General features: G+C 57.5%; 13 protein-coding genes. 1 reads left to right on the forward strand and 12 read right to left on the reverse strand.

Annotated features, from left to right (window positions below; translation table 11 throughout):
• Nucleotides 1-532: 532 nt before the first annotated feature.
• From arfA to chvE, 12 genes are all read right to left on the reverse strand, one after another.
• On the reverse strand, nucleotides 533-2,050 hold the full coding sequence (arfA, locus tag F451_RS0104555; RefSeq protein WP_020680165.1) for an arabinosylfuranosidase ArfA: 1,518 nt from the start codon (nucleotides 2,048-2,050) through the stop codon (nucleotides 533-535).
• A gap of 105 nt (nucleotides 2,051-2,155) precedes the next feature.
• The gene (locus F451_RS0104560) at nucleotides 2,156-3,529 is read right to left on the reverse strand and encodes an extracellular solute-binding protein (RefSeq protein WP_020680166.1); all 1,374 of its coding nucleotides are present in this window, start codon (nucleotides 3,527-3,529) and stop codon (nucleotides 2,156-2,158) included.
• 94 nt (nucleotides 3,530-3,623) lie between these two features.
• Nucleotides 3,624-4,460: a carbohydrate ABC transporter permease gene (locus tag F451_RS0104565; protein WP_020680167.1), complete on the reverse strand. Its 837-nt coding sequence runs from the start codon at nucleotides 4,458-4,460 to the stop codon at nucleotides 3,624-3,626.
• 16 nt (nucleotides 4,461-4,476) lie between these two features.
• Nucleotides 4,477-5,406 (reverse strand): carbohydrate ABC transporter permease, encoded by a 930-nt coding sequence (locus F451_RS0104570; RefSeq protein ID WP_020680168.1) that lies wholly within the window; start codon nucleotides 5,404-5,406, stop codon nucleotides 4,477-4,479.
• Nucleotides 5,403-6,509 (reverse strand): ABC transporter ATP-binding protein, encoded by a 1,107-nt coding sequence (locus F451_RS0104575; RefSeq protein ID WP_020680169.1) that lies wholly within the window; start codon nucleotides 6,507-6,509, stop codon nucleotides 5,403-5,405. Before F451_RS0104575 ends, F451_RS0104570 begins: the two co-directional genes overlap by 4 nt.
• 469 nt (nucleotides 6,510-6,978) lie before the next feature.
• Nucleotides 6,979-8,496 (reverse strand): aldehyde dehydrogenase (NADP(+)), encoded by a 1,518-nt coding sequence (locus F451_RS0104580; protein ID WP_020680170.1) that lies wholly within the window; start codon nucleotides 8,494-8,496, stop codon nucleotides 6,979-6,981.
• Nucleotides 8,497-8,581: 85 nt separating this feature from the next.
• Nucleotides 8,582-10,327: an L-arabinonate dehydratase gene (araD, locus tag F451_RS0104585; RefSeq protein WP_020680171.1), complete on the reverse strand. Its 1,746-nt coding sequence runs from the start codon at nucleotides 10,325-10,327 to the stop codon at nucleotides 8,582-8,584.
• Entirely contained in the window at nucleotides 10,324-11,124 is an 801-nt protein-coding gene (locus F451_RS0104590; RefSeq protein WP_020680172.1) for an SDR family NAD(P)-dependent oxidoreductase, read from the reverse strand. The genes araD and F451_RS0104590 overlap by 4 nt, the downstream gene beginning before the upstream one ends.
• On the reverse strand, nucleotides 11,121-12,086 hold the full coding sequence (gene araD1, locus F451_RS0104595; protein WP_020680173.1) for an AraD1 family protein: 966 nt from the start codon (nucleotides 12,084-12,086) through the stop codon (nucleotides 11,121-11,123). The genes F451_RS0104590 and araD1 overlap by 4 nt, the downstream gene beginning before the upstream one ends.
• A gap of 11 nt (nucleotides 12,087-12,097) precedes the next feature.
• The gene (gene mmsB / locus F451_RS0104600) at nucleotides 12,098-13,309 is read right to left on the reverse strand and encodes a multiple monosaccharide ABC transporter permease (protein WP_020680174.1); all 1,212 of its coding nucleotides are present in this window, start codon (nucleotides 13,307-13,309) and stop codon (nucleotides 12,098-12,100) included.
• A gap of 13 nt (nucleotides 13,310-13,322) precedes the next feature.
• A complete protein-coding gene (gene mmsA, locus F451_RS0104605; protein ID WP_020680175.1) occupies nucleotides 13,323-14,846 on the reverse strand; it encodes a multiple monosaccharide ABC transporter ATP-binding protein in 1,524 nt (507 codons plus the stop codon).
• 62 nt (nucleotides 14,847-14,908) lie between these two features.
• Complete coding sequence (chvE, locus tag F451_RS0104610; protein ID WP_020680176.1) at nucleotides 14,909-15,967, reverse strand: multiple monosaccharide ABC transporter substrate-binding protein; 1,059 nt, start codon at nucleotides 15,965-15,967, stop codon at nucleotides 14,909-14,911.
• Nucleotides 15,968-16,136: 169 nt separating this feature from the next.
• On the opposite strand from chvE, the gene F451_RS0104615 reads away from it, so the two are divergent.
• Nucleotides 16,137-17,078 carry a LysR family transcriptional regulator gene (locus F451_RS0104615; RefSeq protein ID WP_020680177.1) on the forward strand — a complete coding sequence of 314 codons (942 nt, stop codon included), beginning with the start codon at nucleotides 16,137-16,139 and terminating at the stop codon, nucleotides 17,076-17,078.
• Nucleotides 17,079-17,091 lie beyond the last annotated feature (13 nt).

Raw genomic sequence — 17,091 nt, forward strand, 5'->3', positions numbered from 1 at the left:
AATAACACTTGAGCCTGCAGTCAAATAAATTCAATAAGTTCATCCTTGGAGGGCGATTTTAAATACTTAAGAGAACAATCCATATATACTGCAAAAATCTTTAACAAACATGTCATTAGATACTAAAACATTCACGATGCTTTCGTTTTCACTGATAACATTTTCAGATAAATAAAAAATAAAATAAAACATTAAAATATTCAACCGTAACAGCCATGTATAGGTAAAAACTTTCTATGGTCGTAAACGGTCATACGGCATTACTAACACACTTCAACCATGAAGAATATAGAAACCTAAAAATAGAACTCCAAAGTTATAACTATTAAAGTCAATCATACCAGTAATAAAAATAGCCTTTAAGCCAAAGAAAAAGATTAAATACAACTGGCTAACCATTATTTTTAGAGTTCACATTTCTATTCGCCAAACAACCAAGATACCTGAATATCACTACTCTGATTAATGGTAGCCCGTTTAAGGTACTACCCTGTCGGCCAGGTCTGAAACCCGGCCAACAGGGTATTCCTCATCACGCGGCTGTATTACTCAGTACAATTACGTTCCAAGACCCGGGCTTGAAGCGCGCTTTGACAAAAGCGCCGTCAATCGTTATTGCAGCATTTGTTTCCGGCCACACCTCATGAGGCGACGACTGCGTATTTATCGCCTTCATATCAGTGTGGTGAAGCTCGGTCGCCTCTACCAATCGTAACTCCTCGCCCAAGCCCCGTAGCTCAACGGTGATTTCCTGGGTCTCGCTGAGGTGCCGGTTAAGCGCGAAGACGGCTGTCTGCCCGCTCTCGTCATCGTGCACAACGGTTGCACAAAGATACTTAACCTCTGGAAATGTCTCCGCCTGGTAACTCGGCGACTCGATAAGGCTGCGCAAGACACGCCCCTTCGCGTATTTTGCGGCTTGTGCAAATGGAAAAAAGATCGTCTGCCGCCACGCCGCGCCGCCGGGCTCTGTCATGATTGGCCCGATGACATTAGCCAGTTGGGCGAGGCAAGCGGTTTTTACGCGATCGGCATTGTTCATCATAGTAATCAGCGCACCGCCAACGAGCAACGCATCCTCATGATTGTAAACCTCTTCGAGCAATCGCGGCGCCTGCGGCCAACCCGGCTGGCGAAGATGCTCTGGCGTCCGTGCCTTGTACCAGACATTCCACTCGTCAAAGGACAACATAATACGCTTCGACGAGTGCCGCCGTGCAGCCACACTGTCGGCCACCGCGACGATTTCCTTGATGAAAAGATCGGTCTGCTCGATGTTGGCGAGATACTCTGCGGTCGACTCATGCGGGTTTTCGAAATAGTGGTGCAGTGAAATGAAGTCGACCTCATCGAAACAGTGCTCAAGCACTCGGTCTTCCCAGGCACCGTATGTAGGCATGTCATGTTTCGATGATCCGCATGCCGCAAGCTGTATGCTCGGATCGACCATGCGCATTAGCTTGGCAGTTTCCTTGGCGATACGCCCATATTCGTCAGCAGTTTTCTGGCAAATCTGCCAGGGGCCATCCATCTCATTGCCCAGACACCAGAACTTGATGCCGTGAGGCTCTTCAACGCCATGCTGGCGTCGCAACTCCGATAGCTCAGTACCACCCGGATGGTTACAATATTCGAGAAAATGCCGTGCTTCGTCGGGACCACGGGTACCGAGGTTAACAGCAAACATAGGCTCGACATCGAGATCACGGCACCACTGCATAAACTCGTTAGTGCCAAACTGATTAGTCTCAGTCGAATACCATGCTAGGTCCAAGCGGACTGGCCGCTTTTCCTTCGGCCCCACACCATCTTCCCAATTATAGCCCGACAAAAAATTACCACCCGGATAGCGGATGACCGTTGCACCAAGCTCTCGGGTGAGAGTCATCACGTCACCACGAAAGCCATTTTCATCCGCTGTGGGGTGACCGGGCTCGTAGATACCGGTGTAAACACAGCGGCCCATGTGCTCGACGAAGGTACCAAAAATTCGCCGATCCAACTGTGCTATAGAGAAGTCACCGTCGATGACCAGTCGTGTCGAAAACATGTCTTCACTCCTTTCTGAGAGAACAACCGCAGCCGGCATCTAGCCGGATGCAAGTTAAGGGAACCGAATACGCCGCTACAATGGGAGTTATGCGCCCAGTGCTAATCACTTGGAGATCAATCTGTTGACTCGTTTCTCGATCGACTGCTTCACGTCATCTGCCGGCTTGTCACTGAGCATCATGTTCGAGATTTCTTCGCCAATGATCGTCTCTACTGCGCGCTGACGCGCTACATTGCTCGGCATTGTTCTGCCGGTGCTGGAGATTTCGAGGATATTGGTACGGAATGGCAACGAGTGGAACTCCTCGCTGTCGATGATACTTTTACTCACAGGGAGGTGGCCGGTACGCGACCACTCGTAGTTGTGATCCCATAGGAACTTCAAGAACGCCAGCGCCCCGGCGCGCTCCTTCTCATTCTTGGCTCCACCTTTGAGCATGACCCAGCTGTGGCCATCCGCGAATACCGCCTTCTGATCATACAGGGTCGCGAACGGGACCACGGTATATCCATCTTCGAGTGGCGAGCCAGCCTTTTGTGAGGCGGCCACAAAATTATCGATAACCCAAGTTCCATTGACATTGATGCCTACATCACCATTCAGATAGGCCTGCTGAGCGCCGCTGTAGTCCAGCCCCTGCTTTATATGGCCTTCGTTCCAGAGCTGTTTCATCAAATTGAGCGCGATGTCGGCTTCCTTGCCTTGCATGTCGATACGATGACCATTATCCCTGAACAGTTCTCCCCCCTGCTGATTGACCAGCGTAAGAAAAGTACGTGTCGGCGCAACGCTTTCGCCAGCAGTAATCCATCCGAAGTACGGTTTACCAGTAGCGTCCTTGAACTGGCGAGCTTGAATTAAGAGCTCATCAGGATTTTTTGGTAACACCGGGGAACCATCGGCTTGGGTTAAACCGGCCTGTTCGAACAAGTTCAGATTAAAGTGCCACAGCCAGGCCCAGGTATCGAATGGCATCGCATAGGTCGTGCCATCGATTATCGTGCCACGGGCGGCCTGTTCAGTGAAATTTGCGGTGTCGATGCCAACCTGCTCGAAGCCCTCATCGAGAGGTTCAACTAATTTGCGCGCAACAAAGTCGCCGAGTACCGACTCGTGCATTACTGCAATGGTCGGTACGTCTCTGGCCGCCAGCCGAGCGGTAAGCTGATCGTAGTAGGTAGCCCATTCAGCGACCTGTGGTTTAACGACGACTCCAAGTTCGTTCGTCGTATTAAACTTGTTGACAAGCGCAGTGATTATTCCACATTCGCCACGCGCCTTGGTTACGTCAGCCACACTTCCATAATCAGCCTCACAGGAGCCGAAAAAACGCGAAAGCGTAACCTCGGTCTCCTGTTGAGCTGCAACCGGTTGGGTGAGGGCGGCGGCCAACGCGACGCCGACAATACTCTTGATAAGGGATTTTTTCGTCATGACACTCTCCTTATAGTTATAGTCATATTTTTTCTTTTTCATTTCGATTTCCCCTGGATGAAAACCGCGCCGGATGCGACGCAGAACTGGATTAAGCGCATCACCAATACATCGCAGTGAGCCCGTGGTGGTCTCCTCAACGTACGGTTTTACCCGACACAGCTGCAACAATGTATTTCTGAAAGAACAGATAGACGATGAACACTGGTAAGCTTGCGAACACCGCCTGTGCCATCAGAAAACCCAGGCCCTCAGACTGCGCGAAGTTGGTCTGAGTGGACGCAAGCCCCAAGGTCAGCGTGTACATTTCTGGGTTAGATGCCGAAACCAGCGGCCACAGGTAATCGTTCCAAGCATTCAGAAACGTAAATATGCCTAGTGTCGCCTGCGCCGGGATCGACAGGGGCAGGATCACTCGGAAGAAGATCTTCAACCGTGACGCATTATCGAGCATCGCAGCTTCCTCGATATCCTTCGGAATCGCCTTGAAGTACTGCGTCATCAGGAATACACCGAATGGCAAAGCCAGCCGAGGCAGCACCAACGCCGAGTAGGTGTTGTGCATTTGCAGATCGGCGAACATAGCATGCAACGGCACGATGATCGCCTGTTCAGGCACCGCCAGCCCGGCCAGCACGATAAAGAACAGTACGTTCTTGCCCCTGAATTCGGTACGTGCGAAGCCATACCCAGCAAGCGAGGCGAGCAGGAGCGTTGCCAAGGTTTGGGTGCAGGCTACGATCAGGCTGTTTATGGTCCAGCCGAAAACCTGTGAAGTGCCAAGAATATTGAGGTAATTCTTGAGGGTGAACGGTGGCGAGAGCATGACGTCTGTCCGCTGCGCCAGAAATTCGTCAGGCTTGAATGAAAGAGCAAATACCCAGACGAGTGGCGCAATCCAGGCGATTGCCAACGCAATCACGGCTGCAAGGATCAAGCGGTCGCCAAATTTGTTTCCAACCTTTAAATGCATGATTGTACTCCTGGATTTAGTAGGCTTGCTTGCGACTCGACAGCCACACCTGAAATGCCATCGCGACCAGCATCATTGCGAACAATACCTGCGACGCCGCAGCTGCGTAGCCCAGCTCCCAGTTCCTGAAACCTGCCTCGTAGATAAATTGCACGATGGGTCTCGAACTGTTATTCGGGCCACCTTGAGTCATTAACTGAGCTTGACCAAACAGCTGGAACTGCAGAATGACCTCGATGATTGCCACTAGTGCGACTGTGCGACGAATCGACGGCAGCGTGATTGACCACAACGTGCGCCAGCGACTGGCGTTATCTAGGGCCGCAGCCTCGTAGATCTCGCGTGGAATCTGCTGTAGTGCAGCGAGGAACAGCATCATCGGTAAGCCGATGATCCACCACACCGTAACCACGGCGATAGTCGGCAACGCCCAGGTCTCGGAGGTCAGCAGCGACAACGAGGGAAGTCCCACTGACTCGGTTATGTTGGCGAGCATCCCATGGTGCGGCATCAATACCAATTTCCACACCAGGGTTACGATAGTCACCGATAATACCGATGAGCCGAAGAAGATTGCCCGCAACGTTGCGCCAGTGCGTCCGGGCCTATTCAGCGCGAGTGCCAGCGCAAGGCCCAAGGCGATGAATACCGGAGTCGAAATCAAGACGAAGTAGAACGTATTGAGTACTGCGCCAATAAAAATCTCGTCGCTGAACAGCTCGACATAGTTATCAAGTCCGACGAAATCCGCCGAGTTAGACAACATGTCCACTTCCAGCAGACTGATCCAGATGCCTTTGAACAGAGGTATGACAAGCATCAACAGGTACACGACCAGGAATGGCAAGATAAACAACGCATTGCCCCAACGCTGGCCGGCTCGAGCGCCCCGCTTACGGGCCTGGATACGGTCAGCCGAGGCCTCCACCTTCATCGCAACGGTCATGCTACACTCCTGGCTTGGGCGTGATAGGCAATACCGCTCTGGTCAAACAGATGTACGGCCGAATGGTCAAGCCGCACGCCGACCAGGTCACCGACAGAAATCGTGCTGTCGGCCCCAGCCTGCACTATGACCAGTTCGCCATTGCGCAACGCGATGTGCGCGAACGTCTGGTCGCCCAGCCGCTCTACTACTTCTGCGTTGCCAACTAGCACATCTGACTCCTCCGCAGCACCTATACTCAAGGCTTCGGGCCTCACACCGAGTGTAAGTTTCGACTGCGTTGGCAGACCCGCTGCCGGTACGCTCGTTTGGACAGTCGTACCATCTGGCAGGCGTACGGCCACAAAGCCGTTCGGCGCCTCAATCCGATCGACGTCAAGGAAGTTCATCGCCGGCGAGCCGATGAATCCTGCAACGAACCGTGTCGCAGGTCGGTGGTAGATTTCCATTGGTCGGCCGAGCTGCTCAATTCGTCCTGCATTCATAACGACGATCCTCGTCGCCAGAGTCATCGCCTCGACCTGATCATGGGTCACAAAAATCATCGTCGTCTTCAAGCGCTGGTGCAGGCGCGCCAGCTCGATCCGCGTGCGCCCACGCAAAGCCGCATCCAGATTCGAGAGCGGTTCGTCGAATAAAAATGCGAGTGGTTCCTTGACTACTGCCCTGCCGATTGCTACGCGCTGGCGCTGTCCCCCCGACATCTCTACTGGCTTGCGTTCGAGCAGCGGGACCAGTTCGAGCATGCGGGCAGCTTCCTGCACGCGGCGGTCGATCTCATCACGCGGCACACCAACGTTACGCAAACCAAATGCCATGTTGTCATACACGGTCATGTGCGGATAAAGCGCGTAATGCTGAAAAACCATCGCGATATCTCGTGCGCCGGGAGCGAGATGTGTTACATCACGCCCAGCGACGTGAATTTCACCCGCTGACACCTCCTCAAGACCGGCAATCATCCGCATTAAAGTGGATTTTCCACACCCAGATGGACCGAGAAATACGAGAAATTCGCCCGGGTTAATCTGAAGCTCGAAATTATTAATAACGTCGACAGACCCGTAACGCTTGTCAATACCCCTGAGGTTGATACCTGTCATTTTTATCTCCATTAATTCTATTTATTACTTGGATTGACGTGAGAGCGAATTTATAAAATATTTGTATTCCTGATCGTCAATTTCTCTAAATTTTAATGAGAAAGTTTTGATTCTCTTATTAATGATCCGCCCCTCGTGAGGTTATAAGCCTTCGAGTAGCACGATCCGGCAAATGTAGAACGGCGACGATGCGCTACAATAGTTCAGAAAAGTCGACTTAAGGCCCGACGTATTTGATAAATTCGGAACTCACTTATGTCCCTGCACTATCCTGAAAAAGCCCCTACGATTAGCTTGACGTCAGATCAGGTTTAGCTAAGCATTCTCAATGCTCTCAGGTAACTACTCGCCCAGCGACCGGTGCAGAATGCAACCTGATCCAGCCCTCGACCGTCACCGGAAAAGGCCAAAGCCCAGAACCCTCGATACCCGGCCATTGGCCGGGACCCAGTTCATCTTCGACATCCGCTCAAGCACAAACCTGAAGGTCGGCTGGCAACAGATCCGCTGGGATATTCTGGTAGCACACCGGGCGCAGGAAGCGACGGATCGACATCGTGCCCACGGAGGTGGCTCCAAAATTGGTGGACGCCGGATAAGGCCCGCCATGCACCATGGTGTCGGACACCTCCACCCCGGTGGGAAAGCCGTTGGCCAGCACCCGGCCAGCCTTGCGCTCTAGAATCGGCAGAAGCGCGCGTGCCTGGGCATTGTCGGCGGCATCCAGCTGCAGCGTACAGGTCAGCTGCCCCTGCAGCGCGCGGGCGATGGCCAGCATTTCGTCAAAGTCCGATACCCTCACCACCAGCCCCAGGGGTCCAAAGACCTCCTCACCGAGCGCCTCGTTGGCAAGCCAGGTCTTGCCGGTGGTTTCGAACAGGTAGGGCGTGGCTTCACGCAGGTCGCAACTGGTCGTGAGAACGTCCCGTACGCCATCGGACTGCTGCAACCGGCAAGCACCCGTGCGATAGGCATCAGCGATGCCATCGGTCAGCATGGTCTGGGCACCGACCGCTGCCAGCGCCTCGGTTGCGGCCGCGACAAACGCATCCGCCTCGGGCCCGTCAAAGACAATCGCCAGACCCGGGTTGGTACAGAACTGCCCGGCCCCCATCGTCAGCGCGCCCACCCAGCCGGCGGCCAGGGTCGCACCGCGTGCCGTCACGGCATGGGGCAGCAGGAACATCGGGTTCACCGAGCCGAGCTCGCCGAAGAACGGAATAGGCTCGGGGCGCTGCGCACAGAGATCAAACAGCGCACGACCACCGCCTAGACTGCCGGTAAAGCCCACCGCCTTGATCAGCGGGTGCTGCACCAGTGCCTGACCCACTTCCCGGGTGCCGCCCTGGATCAGCGAAAAGACGCCCTTGTGCACACCACAGGCCTCAACGGCCGCGGCAATGGCCTGGGCCACCAGTTCGCTGGTACCCGGATGCCCGCCGTGGCCCTTGACCACCACCGGGCACCCCGCCGCCAGCGCCGCCGCCGTATCGCCGCCGGCCACCGAAAAGGCCAGCGGGAAGTTGGAGGCGCCAAACACGGCAACAGGACCAATGGGGCGCTGCATCAGGTGAAGATCGGGCCGCGGCAGCGGTGCGCGCTCCGGCAGCGCCGCATCGTGCTTGCGATCCAGATAATCGCCGGCCTCGATATGGCGTGCAAACAGCCGCAGCTGACCCACGGTACGACCGCGCTCACCAATCAGGCGCGCCTCGGGCAGGCCGGTTTCCTGGCTGCCGATTTCGGTAATGGCATCGCCGCGGGCATCGATTTCATCGGCGATGCGATCAAGCAGGGCCGCTCGTTCTGCCCGCGTGGAGTAGCCGTATGCCTCAAAGGCCGCCTCTGCCGCCCGGGCCGCTTCATCGACCAGGGTGGGCGTGCCAACGGAAAATTCTCGCGCAGGACCCGACGCGGGTGCCGACATGAAGGTGGTGTCCCCGGACACCCAGGTGCCTGCCAGGTAGTGCTTGCCTGTTAACGTCATCAGATTCTCAACTCTCGATTTGCAATCGCCCGACGCCGGGCACGGATATGTGCCCGGCGTCGGACCCCTGGCCTGGATTCGGCCGTCAGTGGCTGTCCTTGGGTACCGCGGCCCCGCGGCAACCGCGCAGGAAGTCAAAATCCGCGCCGGTATCGGCGCCCTGTACGTGGTCGTGGAACAGCTTGATATAGCCGCTTTGCGGCGCTGCCTCGGGTATCGACCAGTCGGCCAGCCGGGCTGCCAGCTCGTCGTCGCTGATGTCCAGGTGCAGGCGACGGTTTTCGACGTCAAGCTCGATCATGTCGCCATCGCGTACCACCGCCAGCGGTCCGCCCATCGCCGCTTCAGGCGAAGTATGCAGCACCACGGTGCCATAGGCCGTACCGGACATGCGGGCATCGGAAATGCGCACCATGTCCTTGATGCCCTTGCGCAGCACCTTGGGCGGCAGGCCCATGTTGCCGACCTCCGCCATGCCGGGATACCCCCTGGGGCCGCAATACTTGAGCACCATGACGCAGTTTTCGTCGATATCCAGGTTCTCGTCGTTGATGCGCGCCTTGTAGTCTTCAATGCCTTCAAACACCACGGCCCGGCCGCGATGCTGCAGCAGATGGGGTGTCGAGGCCGAAGGTTTCAGTACCGCCCCCTTGGGTGCCAAGTTGCCGCGCAGCACCGCGATGCCGCCCTTGGCCGTCAGCGCCCTGTCCACCGGCCGGATGACATCCTCGTTCCAGTTGCGCACATCCTTGACTTCATCCCAGATCGGCTGACCGGATACGCTGATGGCATCCTTGTGCAGCTTGCCGCCCTCGCCCAGCATGCGCATGACCACCGGCAGACCGCCGGCATAGAAGAACTCTTCCATCAGGTACTTGCCGGAGGGCATCAGGTTAACGATGGTGGCAATGTCCTGCCCCAGCGCATCCCAGTCATCCAGCGTTAGATCAACGCCCACACGGCCGGCAATGGCCAGCAGGTGAATCACGGCATTGGTGGAACCGCCGATGGCACCGTTCACGCGAATGGCATTCTCGAACGCCTGGCGGGTCAGGATGTCGGACGGTTTGAGGTCGTCCTTCACCATCTGCACGATGCGCCGCCCGGTGAGGTGCGCCATCACGCGGCGCCGGCTGTCGACGGCGGGGATGGCGGCGTTGCCCGACAGCGCCATGCCCAGCGCCTCGGCCATGCTCGCCATGGTGCTGGCGGTCCCCATGGTGTTGCAGGACCCCGACGAACGGGACATGGCCTGCTCGGCTTCGAGAAAATCGTCGCGGCTCATGGTGCCGGCCTTGATCTCTTCCGACATCTGCCACAGGGCGGTGCCGGAGCCGACGCGCTCACCTCGGAACCAGCCGTTGAGCATGGGCCCGCCGGACACCACGATCGAGGGGATATCCACACTGCTTGCGCCCATCAACAGCGCCGGCGTGGTCTTGTCGCAGCCGGCCAGCAGTACCACTCCGTCCAGCGGATTGGCGCGCAGCGCTTCCTCCACATCCATGGCCGCCAGGTTGCGGTACATCATGGCGGTGGGACGCAGCGAGCTTTCACCGGCCGAGAACACCGGAAACTCCAGCGGCAGACCGCCCGCTTCATAGATGCCATGCGCCACACGCTCCGCCAGGTCGCGCAAATGCGCATTACAGGGCGTCAGCTGGGACCAGGTGTTGCAGATACCGATGACCGGACGGCCATCAAACAGGTCCGCCGGCAGGCCCTGGTTTTTCATCCAGCTGCGATGATAGATATGATCGCGCGACGTACCGCCAAACCATTCGGTGGAGCGCAGTTTGCGCGGCCATTTTGCGGGCTTGAATTCGCTCATACCCAGCCTCCGTCAACAATGAAATTCTGTGCCGAGCACATGGCAGCAGCATCGGATGCCAGAAACAGCGCCATGTCGGCTATGTCCTGCGGCATCACGGAGCCGGCCATGCACTGGCTGCGTTTGATCAGATCCCTGGCGCTCTCGTCGACCCACAGCTGCAGCTGCTTTTCAGTCATCACCCAGCCGGGCACCAGGGTATTCACACGGATGTTGTCGACGCCCAGTTCCCGGGCCAGGCCCCGCGTCATGCCATGCACCGCCGCCTTGCTGGCGGCATAGACCGGATAGCCCGCGGTGGCCATCATCCAGCCCACGGAACCGAAATTGATGATGGAGCCGCCACCTGCCTTGCGCATCATCGGCGCCACCGCCTGGGCGGCAAACATCGCGTGTTTGAGATTCACCGAAACCAGGGCATCAAACTGCTCAAACCCCAGGGAATCCAGCGAGTGGCGCACATCATTGGCCGCATTGTTGGCCAGCACCGTAATGGGGCCATACTGCTCCGCCACCTGCTGAATCACCTGCTGATACGCCTTGGTATCGGTGATATCGCACCGTTTGAACAGCACCTCATGACCCTCGGCCTGCAGCTGGCGTTGCAGCGCCTGACCGGGCGCATCGGCCAGATCCACGAACGCGGTGCGCGCGCCCTGGCGGGCAAACGCCTCCACCACCGCCTGGCCGATCCCTGTGGCACCGCCGGAAATCAACACCGTGCGTCCTTCAAGATCCGGGTAGATAGCCTTGGGGCCAAGCTGGCCGCGACCCGAGGCGCTATTCAGCTCAGTCATATCATCCGTACCTCGACATCCTGGGGCTCATCCAGCTGCAGCGGATTGCGCAGTGTCAGGCCAAAATCCGGCGCCTCGATTTCGAACCGGTCGCCCGGCTCAGTCACAATGGCATCGGCCACCGACAGGGTCGCGGTGCCGAACATGTGCACATGCAGGTCGCCGGGCTGGCGAAAGAGCCCGTACTTGAAGTGGTGATATTCCAGGTTGGCAATCGTGTGGGACATGTTGTCCTCGCCCGACAGGAAAGGCTTTTCCCACAGCACGGTGCCATCACGCACAATGCGCGAGGTACCCTGAATGTCCCGTGGCAAATCCCCGATCAACAGCTCGGGACCGAAAGAAGCCGGGCGCAGCTTGGAATGGGCCAGGAACAGATAGTTAAGCCGCTCGGTGACGTGATCGGAAAACTCGTTGGCCAGCGCAAAACCGATGCGATGCGCCGCGCCGTTCGGCCCGATGACATAGACACCGGCGATCTCGGGCTCTTCGCCACCATCCAGCGCAAAGGAAGGTGACAACAGCGCATCGCCCGGCGCCACGGCGACATTACCGGTCCCCTTGTAGAACCACTCGGGCTGCACGCCCGTCTCGCCGGGGGCGGGCTTGCCGCCCTCAATCCCCATGCGGAACATCTTCATCGAATCGCTCATGCCCTCGCCCGAGGCATGCATGGCATCACGGGTTGAGGCCGAACCCAGATGGGTCAGGCCCGTCCCGGTGAGAAACATGTGCGCAGGGTCCGGATGACGTACCGGGCAATCGAGCCTGCCCTGCTCTGCCAGTGCCAGCAGGTCAACCTGCTCGCCCAAACCGTGCTGCCCGATAATGGCTTCCAGCGTGGTGCCGGCGGCGATGGCCTCCATGGCCAGTGCATAGGTGCTGCTGGCTTCCCTGACCAGGCGCGCGTCGTCGCCCTGGCGGCAGATCACACCGCCGCCTTTTAACTGAGAAAGATGCATTGGTGAACTCCTTAGCGAGACTTGTTCTTGTTGTAGACATCGAAAATAACGGCCGCCAGCAGCACCAGACCCTTGATCACCTGCTGCCAATCAATGCCGATACCCAGAATCGACATGCCGTTGTTCATGACGCCCATAATGAAGGCTCCGACCACTGCGCCGATAATCTTGCCGACACCGCCGGACATCGAGGCACCACCGATAAAGACAGCGGCGATCACATCCAGCTCGAACGCGACCCCGCCCTTGGGCGTTGCGGTATTCAGCCGAGCGGCAAAGATCAGCCCGGCCAGGGCGGCGAGCATGCCCATGTTGGCAAAGGTCAGGAAGGTCAGGCGTTCGGTGTTGATGCCCGACAGCTTGGCTGCCTTTTCATTCCCGCCCAGCGCATAAATGCGCCGACCAATGGTCGTGCTGTTGGTCAGGAAGGTGTAGGCTGAGATGAGTACCGCCATGGTGATCAGCACGTTCGGCAGGCCGCGGTAGGTGGCCAGCAGATAGGAGATAAAGATGATGGCGGCCGCGACCAGCGCATTTTTGGCCACAAAGAAGCTGAAAGGCTCGTCTTCAATGCCGAATTTCATCGCCCGGGAGCGTGAGCGCGCCGCCAGCATCACGATTGCAGTGGCCGCAATCACCCCCAGCAAAATGGCGGTGACGTTAGGTTTGCCGCCACCGAACAGGTCGGGCACGAAACCGGTGCTCAGCAGCTGGAAGTTCTTCGGGAAAGGCCCCACCGACTGCCCTTCCAGCAGCGCCAGCGTCAGACCACGAAACACCAGCATGCCGGCCAGGGTCACGATAAAGGACGGAATTTTCCAGTAGGCGATCCAGTAGCCCTGGGCCGCCCCGATCAGAAAGCCGACCGCCAGGCAGATTGGTACCACCAGTATCGGCGGCATGTTCCATTCCACCATCATCACCGCTGCCAGGGCACCGATAAAGCCCACCACCGAGCCCACGGACAGGTCTATATGACCGGCCACAATGACCAGCAGCATGCCGATGGCCATGATAATGATGTAGCTGTTCTGCAAGAACAGGTTGGTCAGGTTGACCGGGCGCATCAGGGTGCCGTCGGTCAGAAACTCGAACAGCACCATGATCACCACCAGCGCCAGCAACATGCCGTAGTCGCGCAGATGGTTCGCCAGATAGGCACCAACGGAAAGTTTTGCCTGGGGCTCCGGGCCCGTCTCGCTCAGGGGTTTAGCTTGTTCCATTATTATTCTCCGCTTACGCCGTCACGATCATGGACATGATTTTTTCCTGGCTGGCCTCTGCCGCCGCCAGTTCACCCAGGAAAGCGCCTTCGTTCATGACATAGATACGATCACAAATACCCAGCAACTCTGGCATCTCGGACGAGATCACGATCACGCCTTTACCCTCATCAGCCAGCTGATTGATAATGCTGTAGATTTCGAATTTCGCGCCGACATCGATACCCCGGGTCGGCTCATCCAGAATCAGTACATCGGGCTGAGTGAACAGCCATTTGCTCAGTACCACTTTCTGCTGATTACCGCCGGACAGGTTCATGACCTTCTGAAACACGCTGGGCGTGCGGATGTTCAGGGCCTTGCGATAATCCTCTGCGATGCGCCGCTCCTGCGTATCGTCGATGACACCGCGCGTCGAGACCCCTTCGAGGTTTGCCAGCGTGGTGTTGCGCAGAATGGTTTCGTCCAGCACGAGCCCGAGTTCCTTGCGATCTTCGGTGACATAGGCCAGGCCATTGGCTACCGCCTTGCTGACCGTGGATACATCCACCGCCTCGCCCTTGAGTCGTACCGTGCCGCTGATATTCTGGCCGTAGCTCTTGCCAAACAGGCTCATGGCAAACTCGGTGCGCCCGGACCCCATCAGCCCCGCAATGCCCACCACTTCGCCGGCCGCTACCTTCAGGTTGATATCGCGAATCACCTGACGCTCGGCCGATTCGGGATGCCAGACATTCCAGTCCGATACTTCGAGCAGGTTAGCGCCGATGTTGGGCGTACGGTGCGGATAACGATGCTCCATATCCCGCCCGACCATGCCGCGAATAATGCGGTCTTCACTGATTTCTTCGTTGTGACAATCCAGCGTGGCCACCGCCATGCCATCGCGAATCACCGTGATGGTATCGGCCACCCGGCTGATCTCGTTCAGCTTGTGGGAGATCAGAATCGACGAGATGCCCTGCGCCTTGAACTCCAGCAGCAGATCCAGCAGCTTCTGGCTGTCGTTTTCCTGCAGCGCCGCCGTGGGCTCGTCCAGAATCAGCAGTTTTACTTTTTTGGACAGGGCCTTGGCGATCTCCACCAGCTGCTGCTTGCCCACGCCGAGCTTGCCAATATGGGTGGACGACGACTCCGTCAGGCCGACCTTGCGCAACAGCGCTTCGGTGGTTGAATACACCTGGGGCCAGTCGATAATGCCCCGGGCGGCAATTTCGTTGCCCAGAAAAATGTTTTCGGCAATCGAGAGCTGCGGCACCAGCGCCAGTTCCTGGTGAATAATGATGATGCCTTCATCTTCACTGTCGGCAATGCCGCCGAACGCGACTGTCTTGCCTTCGTAGACGATATCGCCGTCATAACTGCCGTGGGGATAAACGCCGCTGAGGACCTTCATCAGGGTGGACTTGCCCGCGCCGTTTTCGCCGCACAGCGCATGGATTTCACCACGCTGCACCTTGATACTGACGTCGCTCAGCGCCTTTACGCCCGGGAAAGTCTTGGTGATGCCGCGCATCTCCAGAATAATGTCTTGCATAGGAATAGCCCGATCCTGCTGGCTCGCCGGCGTATCCGGCGAGCCTGGTTGCGTATAGCGGGTTACTTGATCTGATCCATGCTGTAGTAGCCGCTGCCGATCAGGACTTCTTCCCAGTTGGACGCATCTACCGGAACAGGCTCCAGCAGATAGGAGGGCACGACTTTAACGCCGTTATCATAGGTGGTGGTGTCATTGATTTCAGGATCGGTGCCAGACAGCACGGCCTGGACCATGCCCACGGTGACGCGGGCCAGCTCACGGGTATCCTTGAAAATGGTGGAGTACTGCTCACCGGCCAGGATGGATTTTACGGACTGCACTTCGGCATCCTGTCCCGACACCACGGGCATCGGCATATCGGCGGAGCCATAACCCACACCCTTGAGCGACGACAGTATGCCGATGGACAGGCCATCGTAGGGCGACAACACGCCATCCACTTTCTTGTCGGTGTAGTGCGCCGACATCAGGTTATCCATGCGCGCCTGGGCAACAGCCCCGTCCCAGCGCAGCGTGCCGACGGTATCCATGCCCATCTGGCCGGACACAATCACGATCTCGCCCGAGTCGATTAGCGGCTGCAGCACCGACATGGCACCGTTGTAGAAGAAGTAGGCATTGTTGTCATCCGGCGAGCCGCCAAAGAGCTCAACGTTGTAGGGGCCAGCGCCACGCTTTTTCATGCCCTCGACCAGGGTAGATGCCTGCTGCACACCGACCTTGAAGTTGTCGAAGGTCGCGTAGTAATCCACATATTCGCTTTCGCGAATCAGGCGATCATAGGAAATGACCTTGATATCGGAGGCATGGGCATTTTCCAGCGCATTCGACAACGTGGTTCCGTCGATGGCTGCAATCACCAGCACATCGACCCCTTTCACGATCATGTTCTCGATCTGGGCCAGCTGGTTGGGAATATCATCTTCGGCATACTGCAAATCGGCCTTGAAGCCTGCGGCTTCGAGCTGGCTGATCATGGAGTCGCCATCGGAGATCCATCGTGCCGAGGATTTGGTGGGCATGGAAATACCGACATAACCCTCTGCTGCGAGTGCGGCGCCGGACAGCATGGCGGTACCGATTGCGATGGTGGCCATGAGTTTCTTGAACTGTTTCATTAGCTTCTCCAGTGTTGCGCCCACCGCCGAACCTTAATCAGAACTGCCGGGCACACATTATTTTTATCGTTGAGCCAATCTAGCCCCCTCAAGATAGTGCGCCAAAGGCATACCAATCAAATTCATTCTGTGTATAAATACATACCAACATCGGTATGAGGAACGTTTTATGGAGCTCGGACGTGCCAAAAACCTCAAGATCAACCAGTTGCGCCTGATCTGTGCCATCGCCGAACATGGCCAGATTCGACTGGCGGCCGATGAACTGGCCATCACCCAGCCGGCAGCATCGCGCCTGCTGGCCGACATGGAACAGCAACTGGACGCTCGGCTGTTCGAACGTCATCCCAAGGGGATGGTGCCGACACTGATCGGCCGCGCGCTGGCACAGCGGGCACACAACCTGCTGGTGGAGCTGCGGGATCTGTCCAGGGACCTGGATGAACTGAAAAGCGGCGAAGGAGGTATCGCGACCGTGGGCGCCGTGACGGGTGCCGCCGTAGGATTTGTGATTCCAGCCATCAACCAGCTCAAGGCCACGTCGCCCAGGGCTGACATCCATGTCAACGTGGAGGCCAGCGAGGTACTGGTGCGGGACCTTGTCTCCGGCAAGAACGACTTCGTACTGGCCCGACTGCCACAAGGCTTTGACGCCAGTGAATTCGAGCTGACGCCGGCACGCACCGAAACGGTGAAGCTGCTGGTACGGGATGATCACCCGCTGGCGCGGGCCAACGAAGTCTCAATTGGCGATCTGACGCACTATGAATGGGTCATGCAAACCCACCGCGCACCGATTCGCGAGGCGGTGGACTCAGCCTTTCTGGAGGCCCGAACGCAGCCGCCCACCAACATTATCAACACCACCTCCCTGCTGGCCATGATTGCCGCGCTGGTGTCGACCTCCGCCATTGCACCGCTGGCCAGTGAAGTCTCGGAGCTGCTGACCGGCAACCGCGTCGGCGCCAAACTCAGCGTACTGCCGGTCAAGAGGCCCATTGTGCTGACGCCCTATTACCTGATGCTGGTGAAAGGCCGCCAGCTCTCCCCCATCGCCAACCGCCTGCGCGCCCTGGTCAACGCCGAGCTGAACCGGGGAAACCGGCGCTGACAAGACTGACGGA

It is taken from the genome of Marinobacterium rhizophilum DSM 18822 (genome assembly GCF_000378045.1).
Taxonomy (GTDB): domain Bacteria; phylum Pseudomonadota; class Gammaproteobacteria; order Pseudomonadales; family Balneatricaceae; genus Marinobacterium_A; species Marinobacterium_A rhizophilum.

Bases quoted from the DNA above. Each gene is read 5' to 3' on its own strand.
- arfA (WP_020680165.1), bottom strand. From the start codon at position 2,050: ATGTTTTCGACACGACTGGTCATCGACGGTGACTTCTCTATAGCACAG.
- araD (WP_020680171.1), bottom strand. From the start codon at position 10,327: ATGAGCGAATTCAAGCCCGCAAAATGGCCGCGCAAACTGCGCTCCACC.
- F451_RS0104580 (WP_020680170.1), bottom strand. From the start codon at position 8,496: ATGACGTTAACAGGCAAGCACTACCTGGCAGGCACCTGGGTGTCCGGG.
- F451_RS0104615 (WP_020680177.1), top strand. From the start codon at position 16,137: ATGGAGCTCGGACGTGCCAAAAACCTCAAGATCAACCAGTTGCGCCTG.
- mmsB (WP_020680174.1), bottom strand. From the start codon at position 13,309: ATGGAACAAGCTAAACCCCTGAGCGAGACGGGCCCGGAGCCCCAGGCA.
- F451_RS0104570 (WP_020680168.1), bottom strand. From the start codon at position 5,406: ATGACCGTTGCGATGAAGGTGGAGGCCTCGGCTGACCGTATCCAGGCC.
- araD1 (WP_020680173.1), bottom strand. From the start codon at position 12,086: ATGCATCTTTCTCAGTTAAAAGGCGGCGGTGTGATCTGCCGCCAGGGC.
- F451_RS0104575 (WP_020680169.1), bottom strand. From the start codon at position 6,509: ATGACAGGTATCAACCTCAGGGGTATTGACAAGCGTTACGGGTCTGTC.
- F451_RS0104590 (WP_020680172.1), bottom strand. From the start codon at position 11,124: ATGACTGAGCTGAATAGCGCCTCGGGTCGCGGCCAGCTTGGCCCCAAG.
- mmsA (WP_020680175.1), bottom strand. From the start codon at position 14,846: ATGCAAGACATTATTCTGGAGATGCGCGGCATCACCAAGACTTTCCCG.
- F451_RS0104565 (WP_020680167.1), bottom strand. From the start codon at position 4,460: ATGCATTTAAAGGTTGGAAACAAATTTGGCGACCGCTTGATCCTTGCA.
- chvE (WP_020680176.1), bottom strand. From the start codon at position 15,967: ATGAAACAGTTCAAGAAACTCATGGCCACCATCGCAATCGGTACCGCC.
- F451_RS0104560 (WP_020680166.1), bottom strand. From the start codon at position 3,529: ATGAAAAAGAAAAAATATGACTATAACTATAAGGAGAGTGTCATGACG.